The 24386-nt window shown below is 66.5% G+C and carries 26 protein-coding genes and 2 pseudogenes; 13 read left to right on the forward strand and 15 right to left on the reverse strand.

The window, feature by feature from the left end:
- Positions 1-37 precede the first annotated feature (37 nt).
- The 7 genes and pseudogenes from hslU to AB6730_RS14915 form a co-directional block, all read right to left on the reverse strand.
- On the reverse strand, positions 38-1375 hold the full coding sequence (gene hslU / locus AB6730_RS14885) for an ATP-dependent protease ATPase subunit HslU (protein ID WP_371024390.1): 1338 nt from the start codon (positions 1373-1375) through the stop codon (positions 38-40).
- 4 nt (positions 1376-1379) lie between these two features.
- Positions 1380-1913 carry an ATP-dependent protease subunit HslV gene (hslV, locus tag AB6730_RS14890; protein ID WP_250339282.1) on the reverse strand — a complete coding sequence of 178 codons (534 nt, stop codon included), beginning with the start codon at positions 1911-1913 and terminating at the stop codon, positions 1380-1382.
- A gap of 91 nt (positions 1914-2004) precedes the next feature.
- Positions 2005-2916 (reverse strand): tyrosine recombinase XerC, encoded by a 912-nt coding sequence (locus AB6730_RS14895; RefSeq protein ID WP_371024391.1) that lies wholly within the window; start codon positions 2914-2916, stop codon positions 2005-2007.
- Positions 2913-3599 (reverse strand): DUF484 family protein, encoded by a 687-nt coding sequence (locus AB6730_RS14900; protein WP_371024392.1) that lies wholly within the window; start codon positions 3597-3599, stop codon positions 2913-2915. The genes AB6730_RS14895 and AB6730_RS14900 overlap by 4 nt, the downstream gene beginning before the upstream one ends.
- Positions 3600-3657: 58 nt before the next feature.
- Positions 3658-4485 (reverse strand): diaminopimelate epimerase, encoded by an 828-nt coding sequence (dapF, locus tag AB6730_RS14905; protein ID WP_371024393.1) that lies wholly within the window; start codon positions 4483-4485, stop codon positions 3658-3660.
- 141 nt (positions 4486-4626) lie between these two features.
- Positions 4627-4707 (reverse strand): annotated as a pseudogene (locus AB6730_RS14910) (lipoprotein); the annotation flags it as partial.
- A 44-nt stretch (positions 4708-4751) separates the two neighbouring features.
- Positions 4752-5222 (reverse strand): GNAT family N-acetyltransferase, encoded by a 471-nt coding sequence (locus AB6730_RS14915; RefSeq protein WP_371024394.1) that lies wholly within the window; start codon positions 5220-5222, stop codon positions 4752-4754.
- Positions 5223-5459: 237 nt separating this feature from the next.
- Here AB6730_RS14915 and AB6730_RS14920 point away from each other — a divergent pair, with 237 nt between their 5' ends.
- Positions 5460-6944, forward strand: a complete 1485-nt coding sequence (locus AB6730_RS14920) for a RimK family protein (RefSeq protein WP_306848608.1) — start codon at positions 5460-5462, stop codon at positions 6942-6944.
- 9 nt (positions 6945-6953) lie between these two features.
- Here AB6730_RS14920 and AB6730_RS14925 read toward each other — a convergent pair whose 3' ends face one another.
- Positions 6954-7172, reverse strand: a complete 219-nt coding sequence (locus tag AB6730_RS14925; protein ID WP_371024395.1) for a hypothetical protein — start codon at positions 7170-7172, stop codon at positions 6954-6956.
- Positions 7173-7307: 135 nt separating this feature from the next.
- Between AB6730_RS14925 and aroE the strand changes: the two genes are divergently transcribed.
- A complete protein-coding gene (gene aroE, locus AB6730_RS14930; RefSeq protein WP_371024396.1) occupies positions 7308-8138 on the forward strand; it encodes a shikimate dehydrogenase in 831 nt (276 codons plus the stop codon).
- A 43-nt stretch (positions 8139-8181) separates the two neighbouring features.
- On the opposite strand, the gene AB6730_RS14935 is transcribed toward aroE, so the two are convergent.
- From AB6730_RS14935 to AB6730_RS14945, 3 genes are read right to left on the reverse strand one after another with little or no spacing between them, the layout of a single operon-like run.
- A complete protein-coding gene (locus AB6730_RS14935; protein WP_371024397.1) occupies positions 8182-8349 on the reverse strand; it encodes a carboxymuconolactone decarboxylase family protein in 168 nt (55 codons plus the stop codon).
- Positions 8350-8358: 9 nt separating this feature from the next.
- Positions 8359-8643 carry a carboxymuconolactone decarboxylase family protein gene (locus tag AB6730_RS14940; RefSeq protein ID WP_371024398.1) on the reverse strand — a complete coding sequence of 95 codons (285 nt, stop codon included), beginning with the start codon at positions 8641-8643 and terminating at the stop codon, positions 8359-8361.
- An 8-nt stretch (positions 8644-8651) separates the two neighbouring features.
- Positions 8652-9062, reverse strand: coding sequence for a cupin domain-containing protein (locus tag AB6730_RS14945; protein ID WP_371024399.1), 411 nt, complete (start codon positions 9060-9062; stop codon positions 8652-8654).
- 89 nt (positions 9063-9151) lie between these two features.
- Here AB6730_RS14945 and AB6730_RS14950 point away from each other — a divergent pair, with 89 nt between their 5' ends.
- Positions 9152-10585 carry a PLP-dependent aminotransferase family protein gene (locus AB6730_RS14950; RefSeq protein WP_371024400.1) on the forward strand — a complete coding sequence of 478 codons (1434 nt, stop codon included), beginning with the start codon at positions 9152-9154 and terminating at the stop codon, positions 10583-10585.
- Here AB6730_RS14950 and AB6730_RS14955 read toward each other — a convergent pair.
- The gene (locus tag AB6730_RS14955; RefSeq protein WP_371024401.1) at positions 10557-10868 is read right to left on the reverse strand and encodes a hypothetical protein; all 312 of its coding nucleotides are present in this window, start codon (positions 10866-10868) and stop codon (positions 10557-10559) included. The two genes, AB6730_RS14950 and AB6730_RS14955, sit on opposite strands and share 29 nt — an antisense overlap.
- A 202-nt stretch (positions 10869-11070) precedes the next feature.
- On the opposite strand from AB6730_RS14955, the gene AB6730_RS14960 reads away from it, so the two are divergent.
- The gene (locus AB6730_RS14960; RefSeq protein WP_371024402.1) at positions 11071-13380 is read left to right on the forward strand and encodes a TonB-dependent receptor; all 2310 of its coding nucleotides are present in this window, start codon (positions 11071-11073) and stop codon (positions 13378-13380) included.
- Between the two features lie 4 nt (positions 13381-13384).
- On the opposite strand, the gene AB6730_RS14965 is transcribed toward AB6730_RS14960, so the two are convergent.
- The gene (locus tag AB6730_RS14965) at positions 13385-13843 is read right to left on the reverse strand and encodes a DUF4126 family protein (RefSeq protein WP_371024403.1); all 459 of its coding nucleotides are present in this window, start codon (positions 13841-13843) and stop codon (positions 13385-13387) included.
- 191 nt (positions 13844-14034) lie between these two features.
- On the opposite strand from AB6730_RS14965, the gene AB6730_RS14970 reads away from it, so the two are divergent.
- The 9 genes from AB6730_RS14970 (at position 14035) to AB6730_RS15010 (ending at position 21256) form a co-directional block, all read left to right on the forward strand.
- Positions 14035-14568, forward strand: coding sequence for an energy transducer TonB (locus tag AB6730_RS14970; protein ID WP_371024404.1), 534 nt, complete (start codon positions 14035-14037; stop codon positions 14566-14568).
- A gap of 64 nt (positions 14569-14632) precedes the next feature.
- On the forward strand, positions 14633-14929 hold the full coding sequence (locus AB6730_RS14975) for a hypothetical protein (RefSeq protein WP_371024405.1): 297 nt from the start codon (positions 14633-14635) through the stop codon (positions 14927-14929).
- Between the two features lie 37 nt (positions 14930-14966).
- Positions 14967-15500: a gamma carbonic anhydrase family protein gene (locus tag AB6730_RS14980; RefSeq protein ID WP_371024406.1), complete on the forward strand. Its 534-nt coding sequence runs from the start codon at positions 14967-14969 to the stop codon at positions 15498-15500.
- A gap of 94 nt (positions 15501-15594) precedes the next feature.
- On the forward strand, positions 15595-17640 hold the full coding sequence (locus AB6730_RS14985) for a M3 family metallopeptidase (RefSeq protein WP_371024407.1): 2046 nt from the start codon (positions 15595-15597) through the stop codon (positions 17638-17640).
- A 57-nt stretch (positions 17641-17697) separates the two neighbouring features.
- Positions 17698-18465 carry an exodeoxyribonuclease III gene (gene xth / locus AB6730_RS14990; RefSeq protein ID WP_371024408.1) on the forward strand — a complete coding sequence of 256 codons (768 nt, stop codon included), beginning with the start codon at positions 17698-17700 and terminating at the stop codon, positions 18463-18465.
- On the forward strand, positions 18462-19133 hold the full coding sequence (locus AB6730_RS14995) for a YecA family protein (RefSeq protein ID WP_371024409.1): 672 nt from the start codon (positions 18462-18464) through the stop codon (positions 19131-19133). Before xth ends, AB6730_RS14995 begins: the two co-directional genes overlap by 4 nt.
- A gap of 91 nt (positions 19134-19224) precedes the next feature.
- Positions 19225-20055 (forward strand): pirin family protein, encoded by an 831-nt coding sequence (locus tag AB6730_RS15000; RefSeq protein WP_371024410.1) that lies wholly within the window; start codon positions 19225-19227, stop codon positions 20053-20055.
- A gap of 67 nt (positions 20056-20122) precedes the next feature.
- Positions 20123-20806 carry an HAD family hydrolase gene (locus tag AB6730_RS15005; protein WP_371024411.1) on the forward strand — a complete coding sequence of 228 codons (684 nt, stop codon included), beginning with the start codon at positions 20123-20125 and terminating at the stop codon, positions 20804-20806.
- Positions 20807-20899: 93 nt separating this feature from the next.
- Positions 20900-21256, forward strand: coding sequence for a hypothetical protein (locus AB6730_RS15010; RefSeq protein WP_371024412.1), 357 nt, complete (start codon positions 20900-20902; stop codon positions 21254-21256).
- A gap of 191 nt (positions 21257-21447) precedes the next feature.
- Here the strand turns inward: AB6730_RS15010 and AB6730_RS15015 are convergent.
- Both AB6730_RS15015 and AB6730_RS15020 read right to left on the reverse strand, forming a co-directional pair.
- Positions 21448-22335: pseudogene (locus tag AB6730_RS15015) on the reverse strand (hypothetical protein); the annotation flags it as partial.
- 683 nt (positions 22336-23018) lie between these two features.
- A complete protein-coding gene (locus AB6730_RS15020; RefSeq protein WP_371024413.1) occupies positions 23019-24263 on the reverse strand; it encodes a hypothetical protein in 1245 nt (414 codons plus the stop codon).
- Positions 24264-24386 lie beyond the last annotated feature (123 nt).

Here is a 24386-nt window from a genome sequence, read left to right on the forward strand (position 1 = left end):
ACGTCAATAGTTTAGCAGAGGGGGAAGCCCCCGATGTTCAGAGGATGTAACGACTCAAATCCTCGTCCTGGACCAGGGAAGCCAGGTTTTTATCGACATAATCGGCGTCGATCACGTATTTTTCGCCGGACTTGTCCGCCGCTTCGAAGGAGATCTTCTCCAGCAGGCGCTCCATGACCGTGTGCAGGCGGCGGGCACCGATGTTTTCGGTCCGCTCGTTGACCTGGAAGGCCACGTCGGCCAGGCGGTCGATGCCCGTCTCGGTGAAATCCAGGGTCACGCCCTCGGTATGCAGCAGCGCAACATATTGCTTGGTCAGGGCGTTGTTCGGCTCGCGCAGGATGCGCTTGAAGTCGTCGACCGAGAGCGCGTTCAACTCCACCCGGATGGGCAGGCGGCCCTGCAATTCCGGGATCAGGTCCGACGGCTTGGCCAGCGAGAACGCACCGGAGGCGATGAACAGGATGTGGTCGGTCTTGATCGAGCCGTACTTGGTCGAGACGGTGGAGCCCTCGACCAGCGGCAGCAGGTCGCGCTGCACGCCTTCGCGGCTGACGCCGGCGCCGCCCCATTCCGAACGCTGGGCGACCTTGTCGATCTCGTCGATGAAGACGATGCCGTTCTGCTCGGCGCTGTCCACCGCGCGGCTGCGCAGTTCGTCGTCGTTGAGCAGTTTGCCGGCCTCTTCCTCGACCAGGAGCGGGCGTGCCTGGCGGATGCTCATCTTGCGCTTCTGCGACTTCTGCCCGCCGAGGTTCTGGAACATCTTGCCCAGCTGCTGGCTCATTTCCTCCATACCCGGCGGCGTCATGATTTCCACGCCGACGTTCATGGCGAAATCCAGTTCGATCTCGCGGTCGTCGAGGGCGCCTTCGCGCAGCTGCTTGCGCAGTTTCTGCCGCGTGTCGCTGTCGATCGCCGTGACGTTGCCGCCGGTGTCGTCCCAACCCGTGGCTTGCCGCCGCGGCAGCAGGACGTCGAGCAGGCGATCTTCGGCCGCATCCTCGGCCTGGCTACGCACGCGGGTCTTCGCGTGATCGCGCACCAGCTTGTACGAGATATCGGCCAGATCACGGATGATCGACTCCACATCCTTGCCGACGTAGCCCACTTCGGTGAACTTGGTGGCCTCGACCTTCACGAAGGGCGCGTTGGCCAACGTGGCGAGGCGGCGGGCGATCTCGGTCTTGCCGACGCCGGTCGGGCCGATCATGAGGATGTTCTTCGGCGTGACCTCGTCGCGCATGCCCGGTTCGAGCTGCATGCGGCGCCAGCGGTTGCGCAGGGCGATGGCCACGGCGCGCTTGGCGTCGTGCTGGCCCACGATATAGCGGTCCAGTTCGTTGACGATCTCGCGGGGAGTCAGTTCGGACATCGGGTCAGAGCTCTTCGATCGAATAGTTGTGATTGGTATAGATGCAGATATCACCGGCGATCTTGAGCGCTTTTTCCACGATCGTGCGCGCATCCAGCTCGGTATTCTCCATCAGGGCCAAGGCGGCGGACTGGGCGTAGGGGCCGCCGGAGCCGATGGCGATGAGCCCGTGCTCCGGTTCCAGCACGTCGCCATTGCCGGAGATCAGCAGGGAGGCTTCCTTGTCGGCAACGGCGAGCATGGCCTCGAGGCGGCCCAGGCGGCGGTCGGTGCGCCACTCCTTGGCCATCTCCACCGCCGAGCGGGTGAGGTTGCCGCCGTGCTTGACCAGCTTCTCCTCGAACAGCTCGAACAGGGTGAAGGCGTCGGCGGTGGCGCCGGCGAACCCGGCCAGGACGTCGCCCTTGCCGAGGCGGCGCACCTTGCGCGCGTTGGCCTTCATGACGGTATTGCCGAGGGTGACCTGTCCGTCACTGCCGATGACGACCTTGCCGTCGCGGCGGACGCAGACGATGGTCGTGGCATGCATCGGTTCCATAGTGCGTTCCTTGGGGGAGACGCCTGAGGTGGGGGCCGGCCGGGGGTGTCGCAAGTACGGGCCGGCCGGAGCCGCCGGACACAAGGGGCCTTCAGCCCTTCCGCTTCGCCCGTGGATGGGCCGCGTCGTACACCTTCGCCAGATGCTGGAAATCCAGGTGGGTGTAGATCTGGGTGGTGGCGATGTCGGCGTGGCCGAGCAGTTCCTGGACCGAGCGGAGGTCGCCCGAGGATTCCAGCATGTGGCTGGCGAAAGTGTGCCGCAGCATGTGCGGGTGCACGCGCTTGGCCTGGCCGCTGGACAGCTTGGCCAGGCGAAGTTGAATGGCGCGGGAGCCGATGGGCGCCCCACCGCGGCCCTTGAACACCGGCTGCTCCGGACCAGCCTCGCCGAGGGCGGCCAGGGCCCTGAGCGCGGCGACCGCGTACCGTCCCACCGGCAGGATGCGTGTCTTGTTGCCCTTGCCGAGCACGCGCACCTGGCCGTCGTCGAGGTCGAGGTCGCCCCAGTGCAGGCCGCACAACTCCGACAGGCGAAGGCCGCTGGAATAGAACAGTTCCATCATCGCCGTGTCGCGCGGTGCAAGGGTTCCGCCCAGGTTGGTCTCGACCAGTTCCTTCGCCTCGTCCGCATCGAGCACCTGGGGCAGCTTGCGGCGCACCTTCGGGCCGCGCACGCCGGCGGCGGGATCGTGGTCGAGCCGGCCTTCCCGGCTGAGGTAGCGGAACAGGCTGCGGCAGGCGGAGAGCAGCCGCTGGATGCTGTTCGGCTCCAGGCCCTTCGTCTCGCGTCCGTCCTTGCCGCGCGGGGGGCGATGCAGGCGCGCGATCATCGAGCGCATGCGGTCCGGCCCAAGGTGATCGAAGCTGGCAAGGCCTTCGGCATCCATGAACTCGAGCAGCTTGCCCAGGTCGCGCCGGTATGCCGACAGGGTATGCGCCGAGGGCGCGCGTTCGGCGGCGAAATGGCGCAGGAAGGCCTCGACGGCCTCGTGCGGGTTCACGCCGCCTTCCGGGCCCGTTCGATGGCCGAGCCGACGGTGGTCGAGATCATGTCGAGGAACAGCGTGCCCATGCCGGGATGGAACCGGTCGGGATCGGCGCTGCCGATGGCGAGCAGGGCGTCCTTGCCGATCCGCATCAACGCGGCGGAACGGACATCGGGCGCGGTATCGCCGAACAGGCGATGCAGCTTGTCGGGTGCCAGGCGACCGGCGACGGGGTCGCCGTGTTCCAGGAACGAGGCGAACTCGGGCAGCCCCGAGGCACCATGCGGCTCGCGCAGCAGCCAAGGCTCGTCGGGGAGCCCCGCGAGGTCGCCGAAGAAGACCAGGCGGACCCGCTCGGACTGGAAATCCTCGGTCAGGCGGCGCACCACGTGCCTCACGGTGTCCTCCACGTCGCTGGCGCCCAGCAGCGCGAGCATCAGGCTGTGCACGCGACGCATCAGCTTCTCGTTGTCGGCGGCGACCGCCGTCAACTCCTTGAGCCGTGTTTCCAGTTCGGTGTTCTTCTCGCGCAGGCCGCGCAACTGGTGCACGGCGAGCGAAGCGGCGGGACCGTTCGCGCTGGGCAGCACCAGTTCGTTGGCGAGTTCGGGATAGCCGACGAGGAAGTCCGGATGCCGTCGCAGGTAGGACGCCACGGTGGCTGGCTTGATATCGCCGTCGATCGCGGTGTCGGTCATGTCGTTTCTTCCTCGAAGTGCTGCATGTGTCGCAGTGTGCCCCGTTCGCGCGCGAACGTCACACCTCGCCTTCGAAAACGAAGGCGGCGGGGCCGGTCATCCCCAGGGTATGGCCAGGGCCGTGCCACTCGATGGTCAGCGTGCCGCCGGGGAGTTCCACGTCGACGATGGGCGCGGCCAGGCCCAGGGATTGCGCCACGGCGGCGGCGGCGCAGGCACCCGTACCGCAGGCGCGTGTCCAGCCGCTGCCTCGTTCGTGCACGCGCAGGCGAATGCGGTTCGGACCCAGGCGCTGGGCGAAACCCACGTTCGCACCTTGCGGGAAGGCCGGATGGCTGGTGACCAGCGGCCCGAGCGTGTCCACGCGCGGGTCGTTCACATCGTCCACGAACACCACCGCGTGTGGATTGCCCATGGAGACCGCGCCGAAGCTCACGTCTTCGCCATCGATCGCGAGCGTGTAGATGGCATGCGCGGGACGGTCGAGCGGAATGGCGGATGGGGTGAAGTCGGGCTCGCCCATGTCGACCACCACCCTCCCCTCGTCGATCACGCGTACCGTGACCGGACCGGAGGGACTCTCCAGGCGAACGTCGGCGTCGCGCTCGATGGCGCCGTCGCGGTACAGCCACGCGGCCACGCAGCGGACGCCGTTGCCGCATTGTCCCGAAGGCGTGCCGTCCGCGTTCCAGATGCCGTAGTAATAAGCGCAGGAAGGATCGCGTGCAGGCTCGATGCTGATCAGCTGGTCGAAGCCGATGCCCGTGTGCCGGTCGGCCAATGCGGCCACGCGCGCCGCGTTGGGCGTGCGCGGCGCGTCTTCACGCCAGTCGACGATCACGAAGTCGTTGCCGATTCCATGCATCTTGGTGAAACGGGAAGGCATCGCGGATTACTGGTGGATGACCGGATTGAACGGCGCGCGCGTGCTGCTGGCCGGCGGCGGAGCGAGCGACGTCGAACTGGCGGCCGGGTGCGCTTCCGTCTGCGGCTTGGCGGTGGCCGAAGCGGCGGGCGGCGGCGGCATGAACAAAGGCCCCTTCTGGCCGCAACCGGACAGTGCGGCGACGGTGGAGGCGAGGGCAAGCGGCAAGATGAGTCGGCGCATGGGCGATTCCCCGGAAACGGAGGCCAGTATAGCCTCGGGTCCGCTCAAAGCAGCTTTTCGAAGCGGAAGGCGTCCGCGCCGTCGGCGTAGTACTTCGCGTATTCACCGATTCGTACATAGCCCAGCCGTTCGTAGAGACGGATAGCCACGGCGTTGTCCTTGCGCACTTCCAGGCGAAGCGACCGGCAACCGTGTCCGCGCGCCGCGTTTTCCGACGCGTGGATCAATGCCGAGCCCACGCCCTTGCCCTGGGCCTGCGGCGCGGTCGCGATGGAATACAGCCGTGCGACGGTCGTGCCCTTGCGGAAGAACACCACGGCCGTGCCGAGGAAGCGGCGATGGTTGGCGCTGGCGACGAGCACCAACGCGCTTTCGCTGTCGAGGTGCTTGCGATACTGGGCACGACTCAGGCGATCCTGCGCGAAGCTCGATTCCTCGAGTGCGACCAGGTCGTCGAGATCGCTCACTTCGGCGCGACGTACGCGTACCGAGGCGGTGACCGGGGGTGGCTGCATGCGCTTTGGGGACTCCGGCGCGGGTGGAGGACGGCTCGCGGGCCGAGTGGGGCGAAGCAAGCGCGGCACTGTAGACCTCGGGTCGGTACGGATCAATGACTTTTTCATGAATCCGTCCGGCCGTCCGTCGACGGTCCCGCTTGTGTGTCGCACCATCGCGGGCACACACTGCGGCACCGGCGAACGATCGGCCCCGGGCGGGGTCGAGTGAACGGAGTTGCCGTCTGTCGAGGTCTCATGAGCCGGCTCGTCATCGTCGTGGAGAAAGCCTCGGACTGGGGCTCGTATTACCCGTCCGCCGATGTCGTCACCGCCATGGATTACCTCCGTCAACCGGTGGGCGGCGACGACGAGCGCACCCAGGTCATCAACCTGTGCCGCAACTACAAGTACCTGGGCACCGGCTACTACGTCTCGCTGCTGGCCGAGGCGCGCGGGCACAAGGTCATACCGTCCGTGCGCACCGTGAACGACCTGCGCCGCCGCTCGCTTTACGGCCTGGACATCGACGACCTCAACCAGAAGCTGGCCAAGTTCCTGCCGGCCGGTGGGCGCGATACCACCGACTTCGGCGTGCTCGTCTATTTCGGCGAAACGTCCTACGGCGACCTGCAAGATCTTGCGAGGCAGGTGTTCGACATGTTCCCTTGCCCGCTGATGCGCATCGAGTTCGAGCGTGACCGGGTCTGGCAGGTCTCCGCGATCAAGGCCGTGGGCCTGCATACGCTGGACGATGCGCAAGAGGATTCCTTCGCCCTGGCGCTGGAGAAGTTCTCGCGCAAGCTCTGGCGCAAGCCGCGCGCGCGCCGCCGTTTCCGTTACGACATCGCCATGCTGGTCGATCCGAACGAACAGATGCCGCCGTCGAACAAGAAGGCGTTGAAACAGTTCGTCGAGGCCGGCAAGCACCTGGGCATGGAAGTCGATCCGATCGGCAAGAACGATTACCAGCGGCTCGCCGAATACGACGGCCTCTTCATCCGCGAAACCACCGCCAGCGACAACCATACCTACCGCTTCGCCCATCGCGCGGAGAAGGAAGGCATGGTGGTGATGGACGATCCCACGTCGATCCTTCGCTGCACCAACAAGATCTTCCTGAACGACATGATGGTCTCGCGCAAGTTGGCCACGCCGATCACGGAGATCCTCTACCGTGACGACCCCAAGCGCCTGCGCGACCTGCACGAGCGGCTGGGCCTGCCCATCGTGCTGAAGATCCCGGATGGCTCGTTCTCGCGCGGCGTGGTGAAGGTGGAAACCCGCGAGGCGCTTGAGAAGGCGGCGGGCGAACTGTTCTCGCACAGCGCGCTGCTGATCGCGCAGGAATACCTCTACACGGAGTTCGACTGGCGCATCGGCGTGCTCAACCACGAGCCCTTGTACGCATGCCAGTACTTCATGTCGCGCGGCCACTGGCAGATCTACAACCACGGCGCCAAGGGCACGGCGAAATCCGGCGGCTTCCGCACCGTGCCCGTGCGCGACGCGCCCGCCGAGGTCGTGAAGCTGGCACTCAAGGCCACGCAGACCATCGGTGACGGCCTCTACGGGGTGGACCTCAAGCAGGTCGGCGAGCGCCCGGTGGTGATCGAGGTCAACGACAACCCGTCGATCGACGCGGGCGTCGAGGACGCGTACCTCGGCGAGGACCTCTACCTGCGGATCATGCAGGAGTTCCTGCGCCGCCTCGAACTCAAGCGTCTGGGCATCCAGGCCTGAGCCAGGGCCTCAGCGGCGGAACAGCGCCATCAGCAGGGCCATCGGCAGGCTCGGCTTCATCGCCACCAACACGCTCGCCGGGGCCAGCAGCAACCAGAAGGCGGGGGTCCAGCCCAGCGTCTCGCTATGCCCCGACAGCGGCGTCAGCAGGAGCAGGAGGGCGCCCGCGGCCAGCCAACCCAGGGCGATGAGGGCGCGCAGGCGGTGCGGCGAGAGCGTGTCGTGCATGGCGTACTCCAGGCGTTGGAATGTCGATGGAGGGAGCCTGGGCCGCCGTCGTCTCAAGGATCGCGACCGGGGGACGGCACGTTGTTAGAATCCTTCCGCCGGGCAGGGTGTTCCGGCGCTGTGCCAGGAGAATCCATGAGCGCTGAAGCGCACCGTTACGCCGTGTTCGGTCACCCGATCGCGCATTCGCTGTCCCCGGAGATCCACAGGGCCTTCGCCGCGCAACTCGGTATCAGGCTGAGCTACGAGACCATCGACGCCGGTCCTGGCGATTTCGAGGCCGCCGTGCGCCGTTTCTTCGCCGATGGCGGGTTAGGCGCCAACGTGACCCTTCCCCACAAGGAAGCGGCCTTCGCACTTGCCAGCGAGCACAGCGAGGCCGCCGCGCGTGTCGGTGCCGCCAACAGCCTCACCCCCCTCGTGGGCGGCAAGCTGCATGCCCACAACACGGACGGCAGCGGCTTCGTCCGTGACATCACCGAGCGTCACTCGCTCGACCTGCGTGGCCACGATGCCCTGCTCTTGGGCGCCGGCGGCGCGGCCAAGGCCGTCGCCTGGGCCTTGCTCGATGCCGGCGTGCAGACGCTGACCATCGTCAACCGAACGCCGGAGCGCGCCGACCAGCTGGCCGACGCGATCGGCGATCCCGCGCGCTGCCATACGCGGTATTGGGACGGCCTGGACGGCGAATGCTTCGACCTCGTCGTCAACGCCACCTCGATCGGCGTCACCGGGGGGTCGTTCGACCTGCCGATGTCGATCCTGCAGGACCATTCCACCTGCTACGACCTTTGCTACGGTGCCGCGGCGGCCAGCTTCAAGGGCTGGGCCACCGCCGCGGGCGCCCGTTATTTCCGTGACGGCCTGGGGATGCTGGTGGAGCAGGCGGCCGATGCCTTCGAACGCTGGCACGGCACGCGTCCCGATACCGATCCGGTCTACGACGCGTTGCGGCAGCGCTTCTGAGTCCAGGGCGCAGCGTTCGAGCGCATGTTCATCTCCGGCCCGCTCAGGCTTCCGCCACGCGGGCCGCCTCCGGCGTGTTGCGAAAGCTGATCGCGAGACGGTTGTAGGTGTTCATCAGGCCGATCGCGAAGGTGAGATCGACCAGCTCCTTCTCGCTGAACACGCTCGCCGCCGCCTGGAAATCCTCGTCCGGCACGCCTGTCCGCGCCACCTCGGTCACCTATTCGGCCCAGGCGAGGGCGGCTTGTTCGCGGGCGTCGAAGAGCGCGCCGGCTTCGCGCCATGCTTGCAGAAGCGCCAGCTTCTCGATCGAAACGCCCTTCTTGATCAGGTCGCGAGTGTGCATGTCGAGACAGTAGGCGCAGCCGTTGATCTGGCTCACCCGCAGGTAGACGAGGTCGACCAGCCGGACATCCAGCCCGGACTGGGACACATAACCGTAGACACCGCCGAGCGCTTTCGCGCCGTTCGGCGAAACCTTCGTGTAATCGATGCGTTGTGACATGACGGAACCTATTCGTGCGGGGTGGTGAGGGGTGTGTCGCCGCTGTCGACGACGAAGACGGCGAGCAGTTTGGCGGGGGCCGTGGCGCTCGCGTTGCGGCTTATGCGGTGCCGGGCTCCCGGCGCCTCATAGAAGGATTCACCGGCGTGGTAGACGCGTGCGGGGCCGTCGTCGACCTGGCTCTCGATCGCGCCCGATACGACATACGCGTAGATGAAGGCAGACTTCGCGTGCGTGTGCGGTGCCGAGGCGCTGCCTGGCGGGTATGTGACCTCCACGGCGACCAACGACTTGCCCGGGATGTTCGGGATCGCGTGGGAGAAATTGGGCGTGACCGTTTCGCCCGGTGTGTGCGCTCCCGCCGTCGCCGACAAGGTGACGGCGGTCAGCAGCGCTGCAAGAAAACGCTTCGTTCTCATGATCGACTCCTGAAGTAGAACGTCATCGTGCGCCTGCTTCAGGTCATCGAAAAGAACCAGAAGACGTGTATCCGGATGTACCATGGCGCATGACCTCCGCGCTGCACATCAGGATCGACCGTTCCGCCCCCACCACCCTGACGGAACAGATTCGCGCAGGCGTGCTGGCGGCGATCGACAGTGGCGCGCTGGCGCCCGGCGCCCGGCTTCCATCATGGCTGGCCCTGGCGGCGCAACTCGGCGTGGCGCGGGGTACGGTCAAGGCGGCCTACGAACGCCTGGCCGACGAACAGGTCATCGTCTCGTCGCGCCCGGGTGGTACCCGCGTTGCCGATCATCCTGCGAGCCGGGCTGGCGTGGCGCCGCAAAGCGAGGCGGAAACACCGCCGGCTCTGTACCAGCACCTGTTCGGTGGGGCTGCCATGTTCCAGATGGGAGTGCCGGGCTCCGACGGTTTCCCGGCCAGCCTGCTCGCCCGTTTGCGCGCCCACGCCGCGCGCGCCGAGACGGTCGCGCCCGCGCTCTACCCCGATCCCCGTGGCGAAATCGAACTCAGGCGCGAGATCGCCGCCCACCTGGCATTGGCGCGCGGCATCGAATGCCGCCCCTCGCAGGTCTTCATCACCGCCGGTTTCGCCGGCGCGCTCGGCATGACGTTGAGGGTGCTCGGTGTCGAAGGGCGGGAGGCATGGATGGAGAATCCGGGCTTCTTCCAGAGCCGCAAGGCGCTCGAACTCGCCCGGCTGGTTCCCGTGCCCGTGCCCGTGGACGGCGAAGGCATCGACGTCTTCCAAGGCATCGAGCGGGCGCCCGCGGCGGCCCTGGCCCTGGTGACGCCCGGGCAGCAGGCGCCGCTCGGCGCCACGCTGTCCCTGGCCAGGCGGGTCGCGTTGCTGGCCTGGGCGGCGCGCACGGGAGCGTGGGTCCTCGAGGACGACTACCTTGGCGAACTTCAGCTCGAACGACGCGCCGCGCCGGCCCTGGCGTCACTGGACCGCGAGGGTCGCGTCATCCACATGGGGTCGTTCAGCAAGACCATCAGCCCGGCGCTGCGGCTCGGCTTCATCGTCGCCCCCGCGGGCCTGGTGGGTTCGTTCACCGAGGCGGCACTCTGCTTCGGATCGGCGCCGGGTCCCGCGGTCCAGCATGCGATAGCCGACTTCATGCGGGAGGGGCACTACATGAGGCATCTGCGTCGCATGAAGCGCATCTATTCCGCGAAGAGCCACGCGCTACAGGCGGCATTGGAAGCGAATGGCTATCGCGCGCACATCGGCGGCCTGGGTGCCGTCATGTATCTCCCGGACGATGTTCCGGATATCGATGTGGCGCGGGAGGCAAGGGTGCATGGGCTCGCGCCGGTACCGCTGTCGCCGTGGTTCAGTCCCGGCACCACCCACCGCCCAGGCCTTTTGCTCGGGGTCGCCACCGTGGACGAAGCGCGGCTTCCCACGGCGTGCCGGCAGTTACATCGACTCATCGACAATGCGGCGCTCAAGGCGCGTCCGCGCTCGTCACGCTGACCGGGCAGTTATACGTGGCGCGGTAGTCGTAGCGCTGTTTCGTTCCCACGCCATCCGCCGTCGCCACCGGTGCCGCCAATACCAGCTGGATGGTGTCCACCGTCGGCGCGCTGCACTTCTGCCGCGCGATGGCGACGCACGGTTGTTCGCTCAACGTTTCTTCCGTGCACGACACCGCGATGGGCGCGGCCGGTGGCGTCACGGCGACCGGCGTTGTCGTGGAGGCGCAAGCTGCGAGCAGCGCCAGTGCGGGCGACCAAAGGAAACGGCTTCGGCAACGCATCGGACCCTCCTCAGGGGTGGCTCGCGCACGGGAAGCCCGACTGTACCCACCGGAAGGATGGACGTCCAAATGTTTCAGTCGTAACGGTTGCCAACCTCGTCACGCTTCGGGGGACAGTCAAACATCCGTCACACCGGAGTAAGCAGGGTTACATGCGCGGGCCACAGTCTCGCGGGCTCTTGTCTCCGATGGATCGTCCCCGATGACGCGTGTTCGCATTTCCTTTCGTCGTACCGCCCTCGCCGCCGCACTCGCCCTGTCGCTGCACGCCGGGTTCGCGCACGCCACCGCAGGTGACGACGACAAGGCGGCTCCGGCCCCCGCCGCCGCGACGGACGCTCGTGACAACCCGAAGCAACTGGACGCCATCTCGGTGATCGCACCGGGCGAAACGCGACAGATCCAGAGCATCGGCGTCGAAGAGATCGTGCGCCAGCAGACCCCGGGCAGCAGCGCCCTCAAGGCGCTGGACAAGCTGCCCGGCGTGCAATTTCAATCGGCCGATCCCTGGGGCGCCTACGAGTGGTCCACGCAGATCACCCTGCACGGGTTCGACCAGTCCCGCCTGGGTTTCACCCTCGACGGCATCCCGCTCGGCACGATGGGCTACGGCGTGACCGACGGCCTCCAGGTCACCCGCGCCATCACGTCGGAAAACCTCGCCACGGTCGAGCTGGCGCAGGGCGCCGGTGCCCTGGGCACGGCCTCCAACACCAATCTCGGCGGCACCGTTCAGTTCTTCTCCGCCGATCCGGACGCCAAGCCGGGCGTGCGCTTCAACCAGGTCATGGGTTCCGACTCCACCAGCCGCACCTATGTACGCGCCGATAGCGGCGACCATGGCGGCTTCTCCATGTACGTGTCGTTCGCCCATGCCGACACGGATAAATGGAAAGGTTTCGGCGACCAGAAATCGAACCAGGCCAACCTCAAGGCGGTGTACCAGTGGGGCGACGGTAACCGCATCAGCCTGTTCGCGGACGGCAGCAAGCGCAAGGAATACGACTACATGGACCTCTCCCTGACCAGCCAGCGCGCGCTGGGCTGGGACTGGGATTACCTGCAGCCCGACTGGAACACCGCCGTCGGCATCGCCAACGCGCTCAACGGCAAGGGCCCATATCCCGCGCTGCTCAACGCGTTGCCGGCCGATTACGGCAAGGGCGACGCGACGTATTACGCCGGCGGCGGCATTCGTCGCGACGGTCTGGCGGGCCTGTCGGGTTCGTTCAACCTCGGCGGTGCGACGCTCGACGCCACGGGCTATTACCACGCCGATCGTGGCGAGGGTCAGTGGGCCACGCCTTACCAGGCCTCGTCGCCCACCGTGCCGCTTTCCATGCGCACCACCGACTATGGCCTGGACCGCTACGGCCTCACGTCAGCCCTGAAGTTCAGCCTGGCCAACCACGACATCGAACTGGGCGTGTGGGGCGAGAACGCCAATACGAACCAGGAACGCAACTTTTTCACGTTGGACGGCCAGTACACCGCGCTCTACACCTTCTACAACGACCAGCAGCCGTTCCTTCGCGCGTTCCTGCAGCACTACGAAACCAAGACGCGCATGGCTTACGCGGAAGACACCGTGCACTTGCTCGATGACCGGCTCACCGTGAACTTCGGCGCGAAGTCGCTGCGCGTGACCACGGATGCGACGTCCCTGGTGCCGACGACGTCGTTCGCCCAGGGTGAGATGAAGGCGAGCAAGGGCTTCCTGCCGCAGGCGGGCGTCGACTACCGCCTGGACGAGAACCAGGACATCTACGGCTCCTATGCGAAGAACCTGTCCGCCTTCGGCATCACGCCGTTCAGCACCTCGCAGTCGGCGTTCGATGCGGCGAAGAGCCGCCTGAAGCCCGAGGAGTCGCAGACCTGGCAGGTCGGTTACCGTGCGCATGGCGAAACCTTCGAGGCGTCGCTCGGCCTGTTCTACACGCGCTTCGAAAACCGCCTGCTGGTGACCACGCCCTGCCCGGCCGTCGTCACCTGCGCGTCCTCGTTGAACAACGTCGGCGACGTGAAGAGCCGTGGCGCGGACGTGGCCTTCATCTGGAAGCCGGTGCGCGGATTCACCTGGCTCAACTCGCTGTCGTACAACAAGTCGCAGTACCAGGACGACTACCAGAACGCCGGTACGGTACCCACCGCCGACAAGTACGTCGTCGGCGTGCCGAAGACGATGTTCTCCACCTCGCTGAGCTACGAGATGGACGGCTGGCGCGCCAACCTCGAAGGCAAGTACACCGGCCGCCGTTACATCACCTATACCAACGACTCCGCCGTGCCCTCCTACTGGGTGGCGGACGCGGGCATCGCATACGATTTCGGCGCGGTCTCGGCGTTCAAGGGCCTCAGTGTCGGTCTGAACGTCACCAACCTGTTCGACAAGCACTACTTCGCTTCGACCGGCACCAACGGCTATGTCGCCTCCGACCCGCAGGGCTATAACCAGACCCTGATGGCCGGGGCGCCACGCCAGTACTTCGTGAACCTCAACGCGCAGTTCTGACCGGTCAGACGAGGAAGACCACGACGAGGGCCAGCACGATCGTCACGATGTCCTCGATGACCGCGCCGGGGAGATCCTTGTGGAATTTGGCGGCCATCCACGCGCGGGCCGCCGAACCGCCGTAGGTACCGAGTACCGCACCGATGATGCCTGCGATCAGGCCACCGACGAGGCTCTCGTCGGTGGCACCGACACAAGCGCCGCTCAGCGCGCCCGTGATGACCCGGGTGCCGAACTGCAAGGGAATCTTGCGGCTGGGGGTGGTGGGCAGCTTGTCGGCGACCAGCTCACCGAGGGCGGCGATGCCGAATATCCATGGTGTCCAGGCATAGCCCATGAACGCGAGCGGTGTGCCGGTCAGGTGCAGATCGCCGAAGCGGGCGGCGAAGGCGACGGCCGCGGGGGCGAGCATGGCGCGATAGCCCGCGACGATACCGATGAGCAAGGCGAGAAACAGGATCATGGCGCGCTTTCCTTTCCCGGAGGGTGGCTGCATTCAAACCCAACCGGAGACGCCCGGATAGTGCAATGCCACCGTGGCGGGACGGAGAGGGCGCCACGCGTTTGCAACAATCGGGCGGGAAGATGGCGCGCCCGCTGGGGTCGTCCGACAGGGGGACGGCCTGGTTGCGGGTCGTTCCCCGGATCTTCCCCATGCCCAAGTTCATCCCGACCGCGCTTCCCCGCCGCGCGGTCATCGTCATTGCTGCCGTCGTCGTCGCCCTCGCCACGGCCGCCGCGTTCGCCACGTTGCGTGCCCGTCATGCCGAATCCGCCTCATCGGCCGATGGCGCCCCCAGCGCATCGTCCGGTTCGGGCGACGCGGATACGACCGGAGTCGACATCCTCCTGGGGCTCGCCCGCGACGCCACCCGCGAAGGCCGTCTCGTGGCGCCGCAGGGCAACAACGCGTACGAGTATTACCTCAGCGTCATCCAGCTCCAGCCGGACAACGCCACCGCGCAGGACGCGTTGCGTGAAACCTTGCCCTTCGCCTCGCAGGAGATCGAGCGGCTGATAAACCGGCGCCAGCTCGAGGAGGCCCGGCGCGAGATCGCCCTGCTCCGCGACTACGACCCCACCAACTACACGCTGATCATCCTCGGCGCCAAGCTCGACGCCCAGCAGCAGGTGGTCACCGCGGAAGACGAGGCCAGGGCCGAGGCGATGCGCAGGCGTAACGGTTAACCGGTTCATGGTACGTGGCGGTGGCCGGGGCGATAATCCCGGCTCCGCAAGGCAAGGAGCCCTCATGAATCGCTTTACCGCCCTCTTCTTCCTGGCCGTCCTCGGTGGCGCCGCCGTGACCGCCTGCCAGACCACCCCGGCGGCCCAGCCCAAACCGGTCGCCGGTTTCGTCACCGACATGAAGGCGTTCGATGCCTTCATCGCCACCCGGCCCACGCCCGAGCAGTTCCGCGCGGCCTATCCCGACGTCATCCTGGTGACGCCGGACATGATGACCACGCGGGAAATGCGCCAGAACAACAGCCGCTATTTCCCCAAGCTCGACGCGGAAGGCCGCATCGTGGGCGGCTCGTTCATGTGAACCCGGCGGGCATGGCGCGAGCGGCTACAATTCCGCCATGTCCACTTCCATCCGGCCCTTCAAGGGCATCCTCCCGCGACTTGGCGCACGCGTCTATGTCGATCCCGCCGCCACCGTCATCGGTGACGTCGAACTGGCCGACGATGTCTCGATCTGGCCGGGCGCGGTAGCCCGCGGCGACGTGCACCACATCCGCATCGGTGCCCGCAGCAACCTGCAGGATGGCGCCATCATCCATGTGACCCACGACGGCCCTTACAGCCCGGGCGGATTCCCCACGCTCATCGGCGCCGACGTCACCATCGGCCACGGCGCGGTCATCCACGCCTGCACCATCGAGGATGGCTGCCTGATCGGCATGCACGCCACCGTGCTGGACGGCGCGGTGGTGAAGAAGAACGGATTCGTGGGTGCCGGCGCGCTGATTCCCCCGGGCAAGGTCGTGGGCGAACGCGAGCTGTGGTTGGGGAATCCGGCAAAAATGGTGCGCGTGCTCAGCGATTCCCAGGTGGAGCAGCTGTACTACTCGGCGGCCAACTATGTCCGGCTCAAGGACGATTACCTCGCTTGAGGTCAACGCCGGCCCGCCCGGGGCCGCCACGCCGCGCCGCCGCTTGATTTGGGCCGGCCACGGCACCACGCTGGGTGCCTGAAAGGAGATCCCGATGGACACCAGCACCAACCCCCTTCTCGACCCGAACGGCTTGCCCGCTTTCTCGGCCATTCGTCCGGAACATGTCGAACCGGCCATCGATGCCTTGATCGCCGAGCAGCGCGTCGCCATCCAGCGCATCGCCGCGCCCGACGGCGTCCGGGACTTCGAGCATGTGATGCTCACCCAGGAGCGCCTCGACCAGACCATGGCGCGCGCCTGGGCGCCCGTGAGCCACCTGCATTCGGTGGCCGACTCCGAAGCGTTGCGCAAGGTGCATGGTGCCGCGGAGGAAAAACTCACGGACCACGGTATCGAGGTGGGCCAGAACCGCGATCTCTACGCCGCCGTGCAGGCGGTGGCCGATCGGTCCGACTTCGCCGCGCTTCCCGTCGCCGGCCGTGCCGCGGTGGAGCACGCATTGCGCGATTTCAGCCTGTCCGGCGTGGCCCTGGAAGAGCCGGCGCGCAGCCGCTTCCGTGAAATCGGCGTCGAGCTGTCCAAGCTCACGACCGAATTCTCCAACGCGGTGCTGGACGCCAGCGAAGCCTGGCACAAGCACATCACCGACGAGCGCGACCTGGCCGGCATTCCCGCGTCGGGCCGTGCCGTTCTTCGCGAGTATGCGCGTGAGGAAAAACTCGACGGCTTCCTGGTCACGCTCAAGCAGCCGAGCGTGCAGGCCGTGCTCACCTACGCGGAAAATCGCGACTTGCGTGAGGCGGTCTACTACGCCTACCAGACCCGCGCATCCGACCAGGGCCCGGACAAGGGCAAGTTCGACAACTCGGCGCGCATCGAGAAGATCGTCGCGCTGCGGCACGAGGCGGCCCAGCTGCTGGGCTACGCCAACGCGGCCGAGGAATCGCTGGCCACGAAGATGGCCACGTCGCCCGGCAGCGTGCTCTCGTTCCTGCGTGACCTCGCGACCCGTGCGAAGCCGGTGGCGCGCGAGGAACTGGACGAACTGCGCCGCTTCGCCACCGGGGAACTGAAGATCGACAACCTCGAGCCCTGGGACGTCGCCTTCGCCGCCGAGCGCCTGCGGCAGCAGCGCTATGCGATCGACGAGGAACAGATCAAGCCGTACTTCCCCGCCTCGGCCGCCATCGAGGGTCTTTTCATGGTGGTCGAGCGCCTCTATGGCGTCCGTTTCGCGCCCCGTGACGATGTCGACACCTGGCACAAGGACGTGAAGTACTACGACCTGAAGAACGCCGACGGCACGATTTTCGCCGGTGCCTACCTCGACTTGTACGCCCGTTCGGGCAAGCGTGGTGGCGCGTGGATGGACGTGTGCGCCTCGCGTTTCCGCGACGGCGATCACCTCCAGTTGCCCATCGCCTTCCTCACCTGCAATTTCCCGCCGCCCACCGACGGTGCGCCAGCCTTGCTTACGCACGATGACGTGCTGACCCTGTTCCACGAATTCGGCCACGGCCTGCATCACATGCTGACCGAGGTGGATATTCCGTCCGTCGGCGGCATCGACGGTGTGGAATGGGATGCCGTGGAATTGCCCAGCCAGTTCATGGAGAACTTCGCCTGGGACCGGGAAGCCTTGCGTTCGTTCGCCAGGCACTACGAAACGGGGGAGCCGCTCCCGGACGACATCTACCAGCGCATGCTCGATGCGCGGCACTTCCACGCGGGCCTGTTCCTCGTCCGCCAGCTGGAGTTCGCCCTGTTCGACTTCCGCCTGCACCTGGAATACGACCCGTCCCTGGGTGCCCGCCCGCTCGATGTGCTGGAAGAGGTACGCCGTGAGGTCGCCGTGCTCCATCCGCCAGCCTGGCAGCGCTTCCCGCATGCCTTCACGCACATCTTCGCCGGGGGATATTCGGCCGGTTACTACAGCTACCTCTGGGCGGAGGTACTTTCCGCGGATGCCTTCGAGGCCTTCGAGGAGGCCGGGGTGCTCGACCGCGCCACGGGCGAGCGTTTCCGCAGGGAAGTGCTGGCGGTGGGGGCCACCCGGCCGGCGCTGGAATCGTTCGAGGCCTTCCGCGGCCGCGAGCCCCGCCCGGACGCGTTGCTGAAAAGCTACGGCCTGGCCTGAGCCCTGCTCCCCCGCGCGGCGCCCCGGGCGCCGCGCGGCTTCCTTTACAATGGCGCCATGAAGATCGCGTCATGGAACGTCAACTCCCTCAAGGTCCGCCTGCCCCACCTCCAGCAATGGCTGGCCGAGGCGCAGCCCGACATCGTCGCGTTGCAGGAAACCAAGGTCACCGACGACAAGTTTCCCGTCGACGAGATCGCGGCCATGGGCTATCGCGCCGTGTTTTCCGGGCAGAAGACCTATAACGGCGTCGCCATCCTCGCCAAGGACGACATCGTCGATGTCGTGACGGACATCGAGGGTCTCGACGACCCGCAGCGGCGCATCCTCGCCGCGACCGTGGGGGACGTTCGCGTGGTGAACCTCTACGTCGTCAATGGCAAGGCGCTGGGTGACGAAAAATACACCTACAAGCTGCATTGGCTGGCGCGCGTGCGCGACTTCCTCGAAGCCGAGATCGCCCGGCATCCGAAACTCGTGGTGCTCGGCGACTTCAACATCTGCCGTGACGACCGCGACGTCTACGACCCGGTCGCCTGGGGCGAGGACATCTTCTGCTCCCCACCCGAGCGCGCCGCCTTGCAGGCCCTGCTCGATGTGGGTCTTCATGACAGTTTCCGGCTTTTCACCGAAGATGCCGGCATCTTCAGCTGGTGGGACTACCGCCAGGCCGCGTTCCGCCGCAACATGGGACTGCGGATCGACCTCATCTTGATCAGCGATGCGCTCAAATCCGTCGCGACCTCGTCGATCATCGACAAGGCGCCACGCAAGTGGGAGCAGCCGTCCGACCACGCGCCTGTCGCGTTGGAGTTGAACCTTTGAATACACCGAAGTCCGAATGGCCGAGTTCCCTCGACGACCGGGAGCTCGAAGAACTCGATACCTACCTGCGCGCGCACGGTAGCGACGGCGATCTCATGCTCGATGGCGTGCATGGCTTGCTCTCGGCCGTGGCGATCGGTCCGCTCGAGGTGAAACCCGAGGAGTGGCTGCACGAGGTCCTGCACGACGCGTTCGAAGACGAAAACGAAGGCAACCGGGTGCTGGAGTTGCTTGCCAAGCTCAACGACTCGATCAGCGCGGAACTCGATGTGGATGCCTACGAGCCCATCCTCGGCGAGATCGACACCGAGGAAGGTCCGCTGCTGTCGGCGGCCGGCTGGTGCGAAGGTTTCAGCCGCGGCATCGACATGCGCGCCCAGCTGTGGGAAACGCGGCTCGCGGAGGACCCGACCTTGATGCAGCTGCTCGGCCCCATCATGGCGCTGGCGGTGGATGAGGGTGTGCTCCAGGCCGACGCCGAATTCGAGAAGCTCACCGACGACGAATACGATGAATGCCTGGGCCAACTGCCCGAGGTGCTCAACGCCGTGGGCGATTACTGGCGCGAAACCCCACCGACGGAGGCCGAACTCCAGGCCCTCACCCGCCCGCGCGTGGAAGGCGAGGACGGCCCGCCGAGGCAGCGTTCGGGCCATTGGGTGCACTGAGGCGCCCGTTTCGCGAAACGCATCGTTCACGCCGCGCACCTTGGCGGCGGGCGCCGCAACCGGCATCTTGGCGACAACCAAGGAGCCAGCCATGACCCATCGCCACATCACCCGCCGCGTTCGCGGCATGGATACCGCCGACGGCGCGGGCGTGAAGCTCAAGCGCGTCATCGGCCAGCCCGCCCTCGACATGCTGGACCCGTTCCTGCTGCTCGACGAATTCCGTTCGGACCAGGCCGGTGACTACATCGAAGGTTTCCCCGAGCATCCCCATCGCGGTTTCGAGACGGTGACCTACATGCTCGCCGGTCGCATGCAGCATGGCGACAACCACGGTAATCGCGGTGACCTCGGCCCTGGCAGCGTCCAGTGGATGACGGCCGGACGCGGCATCCTGCATTCGGAAATGCCGCAGCAGGAAGAAGGCCTGATGTGGGGATTCCAGTTGTGGGTGAACCTGCCCGCCGCCGACAAGATGGTGGCGCCGCGCTACCAGGACATCGCACCCACGGAGATCCCGGTCGTGCAGCCCGCCGAAGGCGTGACCGTACGCGTCGTCGCGGGCGAACTCGCCGGTGAGAAAGGCCCGGTCGCCGGCGTCAGCACCGACCCGATCTATCTCGACATCGCGCTCGATGCGGGGGCCCGTCTGGAACTCGACGTGCCGGAAGGCCATAGCGCGTTCGCCTACGTCTTCGATGGCACGGCGGCGACCGTGGCCGGCGAGACGTTGGCGCGCAGCGAGTTGGCCGTGCTTTCGAAAGGCGACAAGGTCAGCTTCGCCGCGGAAGGCCATGCCCGGGTCCTGTTCGTCGCGGGCCGTCCGCTCGCCGAGCCGGTGGCGCGTTACGGTCCCTTCGTCATGAACACGCCCGCGCAGATCCACGAGGCGATCGCCGACTTCCGCGCGGGAAAGTTCTGACGTGAGAACAACGTAACGGGGAGGCGGCGGTTGTCAGGTTCACCCTTGCCGCCGTACCCTGCCGGGCATGTCCAGACAAAAGCATGCCTTCCTCTTCGATCTCGACGGTACCCTCGTCGACAGCGTCTACCAGCATGTCCTCGCATGGAAGGAATCGCTCGACATGGAGGGGATCGACCTCTCCGTGTGGCGAATCCACCGCAAGATCGGCATGAGCGGGGGCTTGTTCACCGACATCCTGCTGCGCGAGACGCGGACCGAGATCACGCCGGACCGGATCGACCGCCTGCGCCGCAATCATGCCGCCGCCTACGGCAGGCTGGCCGAGGCCGGTGCGGTGAAGCCGTTGCCCGGCGCGGTCGAACTGCTGGCATGGCTCACGGACGCGAAGATTCCCTGGGCCATCGCCACCAGCGGGCGCATGGAGACCGCGGCGCACAATATCGCGGCCCTCGGCGTCGACCCCAACAAGATACCGGTGGTGACCCGCGACCAGGTTCGCCACGCGAAGCCCGATCCGGATCTCTTCGTCACCGCGGCCGAGCGATTGGGGACGGATATCCGGGACGCCATGGTCATTGGCGACGCGATCTGGGATATGCTCGCCGCCCAGCGGGCCAGGGCACTCGGCATTGGCTTGCTCTCCGGAGGTTACGGAGAGAACGAACTCGAGCGGGCGGGCGCCTACCGCGTGTTCGAGGACCCGGCCGACTTGCTCCGACATATCGACGAAGTCGCAGCGCGAAGCTGAACGGATTCAACAAGTTCCCCGGGGCGTTTAGGCGCCGGACGGGGAAGGGTTCGTAGGATCGCACCCATACGCGTCGCGAGGATTTCATTGCACATGCGCTTTCTGCTCACCGTCATACCGTTGACCGCCGCGTTCATCATCGCGGCGTGCTCGCATTCCGAACCCCCCGCCCCCGAGGCATCGCCCGCGGCGGCCGTGACGGCCGCGTCGCCGGCTCCGGGCAAGACGGCACCGGCAAACCCGGCGCTCGGCTCGCCTGAATGGCTGGCCTGGGTCGACAAGACGCTGGCGGTCAGTGACGACGGACACGGGCCCACGCCGGGTTCCGACGAGTGGAACCGGGCGGTGAACACGAAACTCGGACAGGAAGCCCCACAGGCATCGCCGGGCTCGGCCGAGTGGCAACAGGCGGTCGATGCGCTTTTGCGCACCCGCGTCGCCACGCACTAGGCGTCACCTGGTGGGAGCCGACTTGTCGGCGATCCCGCGGCAGCGGGCCAGTTCGAGGCAAGCCCCCATCGCCGCTGAAGCGGCTCCCACAAGAGAAGCGGCTCCCATGGTGAAGCGGCTAACCGGGGCTTTAGAAGCTATAGCCTGGTCCGCAAGTGCTTCGCCCCGGCCGGAACTTTCACCTCGCCCGACGGCAACGAAAGAACGACTCCGCCCGGCACGTCCACCGGCTGCGTGATCTCCAGCACCGCTTCTCCGCCTTTCGCCTTCAGCGTGTAACCGAAGCACCCGTAAGGCGTGCGCAGGTCGCGGACCGCAATGCCCTCGCCTTCCAGCCAGCCTGGCTGCACGCCGGCGGCAATCACCAGCGCATCATCGGACTCGCGGTCGTAGGCGAACATGTCCAGCGCCGAGCGCACGTAGTCGGAGGCGATCCACGCATGCGGCATGTCGCCCACGAAACGCGGTTCACGCGGATCGCGACCGACCACTTCGGCCCATTGGTTCCATGCGGCGGGCCGACGATCGGCAAAGAAGAAGGCGACGAGTTCATCGAGCCGGTCGCGCCAGCCGAGCCGGATGAAGCTGGCGATCGTGCGCAGTTCGTACGGCGTGTAGTCTTTCCACGCGGTCTTTCCATCGCGGCGCGCGACGAAGCCGCGCCAGTATTTCTCGAAGGTGTTGTCGAGCAAGGCCTTCGGCAACCGCGACTGCTCGCCTCCCGGCGACAGTGCGATGGTGGTCGAGGTCGCGTCGAAATCACCCAGTTCGGCCGAGCCGGGAATGAAGTCGATGCCTTTGGCTTTCACCGCCGCCGCGATGGACGCATGCACGTCGCCACGGAACTGGTCGCGCGACGCGACGAAACGCTTCGCGTCGTCCGGCTGGTGAAGTGCCTGCGCGAGTTCGACGGCATCGTCGTAGCCCTTGAGCGCCCAGAAATCGTCCCAGTACGAATGCATCGGCTTGGTCGAATAGCCCTCGTGGCTGATCGATGCGGGCATCAGGCCGTAAAGAGCGCGGTCCGGTCCATCCCGTCGCGACGGCACGCGCTCGCTCGCACGGAGTCGATCCATATAAGCCACGGCCTTGCGTACGTGCGGATACAACGCCTCCACCGTCGCGCGATCGTGCGTGTAGCGCCAGAGCTCCGCGACGCTGAAGATCAGTTCGCCGTGGCTGTCGTTCTCGGGAACGGGATCGGAGCCGCGTGCGTCGACGCAGCACGGCACCTTGCCGTCGGAGAACTGATGTGGCGCGTACCAGCGGATGAATTCAGAGGCGACGTCCTCATGGCCGGTACGCAACAAGCCCTCGAGCATCATGGCGCCATCGCGAACCCATGTCCGCGAATAGGAACGCGTACCGGGCTGCAAGGCGGGACCGTCGCGTGACATCAGGATCTGCGCGATACCGCTCTTCATCGTGTCGACGATCGGCCGTGCCTCGCCGGGTACGGTGACCGTCACACGATCCAGCTTGGCGCGCCACGAAGCCGCGACCGCATCGGCATGATCGGCGAGCCAACGGCCACCATCGTTCGGTATCGCGACAACGTCGTCCGGCTTCACCGGAACGACGACGCCGAGATCCACGTGGCCATGCGCGGGCACGTGCAGGTCATAAAGCAACGCACCTTGGGCGAAGCCGCCGTCGTCATGCAGTTCTTTCGTCGATGGCCGTTCACCCGCATCCAGGCGTTCGCTCAGGGTCGTCGGCTCATTCGTGCTGGCGACGAAGTCGGTCGTCGCCTGCAGGGGAATCACCTTGCGTGCGCCATTGACGGTAAGTGTCCTGCCGTCCCATGCGAGATCGTCGACACGGCTGATGCCACCGGGTGCGTTGAGGAACTGCGTGGGCGGATTGACCTGGAAGGCCGCGCCGCCAGGGCCAGCGTGACATCGCGGGCCGTGTCGCCGCCATTCTCCACGCGATAGCCCACCACCAGCTGCGACGCACCCGCCGGGCCCTGGGCGAAGGCGGTGGTCGTCAGCGCGAGTTCGCTTGCCTGCCAGCGAACGGAAGGGATGGGAAGATAACCATCGCGTAGCGACTGGCTCGTCTTCACATCGGCCCAGGTGATGAGCTTGCGGCCATCGATCAGGAACGGCTCGATCGAGAAGCCGCCGCGCACGACCTCGACGGCGCCGTCCTCGGAGATCAGCGCGGAGTCGCGACTGCCGCCATCCACGCCGACGATGGTCCAGTAGGACTGTTCGCCGGAGAAGCCGCGCGGATAGAGGCCACGGCGTACCTGCTTCGCCCGCGCTTCGAAGACGGCATTGGGCGTGGGCGGTGGAACGGGCACGGCTTCGGGTTTGCGTGCGACGAGGCGAAGGTTGTCGAAGCAAACCTCACCCTTGTTGGCACCAGGCGCCACGGGGCCCGTTGTGAAAGCTGTTGTGGGAGCCGCTTCAGCGGCGATGGGTGCTTGCCCCAGGCTGGCCCGCTGCCGCGGGATCGCCGCTGAAGCGGCTCCCACAGGGGTGCCGCTGGCTGAAGACTTGTTGGCTTTGGGCTGCGCCTCGGCGTAGATCATGAATTCCACGTCGCGCGTATGTCGCAGCGTGCGGTCCTTCACCGGCCCCCAGGCGAATTCGACCTGGCGGCTCGTGGCTTCGATCGTCTGCCAGGCATCGCGCGGGACGAAGGACGGTTTCTGGAACCACCACACGTTGTCGCCGCTGTCGTCGATCAGCTTGAGTTGCAAGGTGTTCGGCGGCATGGTTCCGCGCACGTCGAAGCTCAGTGCGAAACCGTCGGGAAAATCGACGGGCAGCGTCTTGCGAATGGACGCCGCGCCCGATACCCCGTTGAAATCGTAGTCGAGGCAAATCGCTTGGCCGGTCGTTCCGGGCATAGCGCGAAGCGTGGCGGAGACGTCGTCGGTGTGGGTCGCTTGCCAGCCATTGGTCGAATCGAAGTTGTCGAGCACCTTGGGGGCTGAAGATGCCGACGCTGTCGCGGGAGCAGCAACGGAGACGCCAGCGATGAATAGTGCGGACAAGCTCCGGCGCAGCCCCAGAAGAGCCGCCGCCATCGCTCTCGTGGGAGCCGCTTCAGCGGCGATGGGTGCTTGTCCGAGGCTGGCCCGCTGCCGCGGGATCGCCGCTGAAGCGGCTCCCACAAG

The organism is Luteibacter sp. RCC_6_2, assembly GCF_041360655.1.
Classification (GTDB): domain Bacteria; phylum Pseudomonadota; class Gammaproteobacteria; order Xanthomonadales; family Rhodanobacteraceae; genus Luteibacter.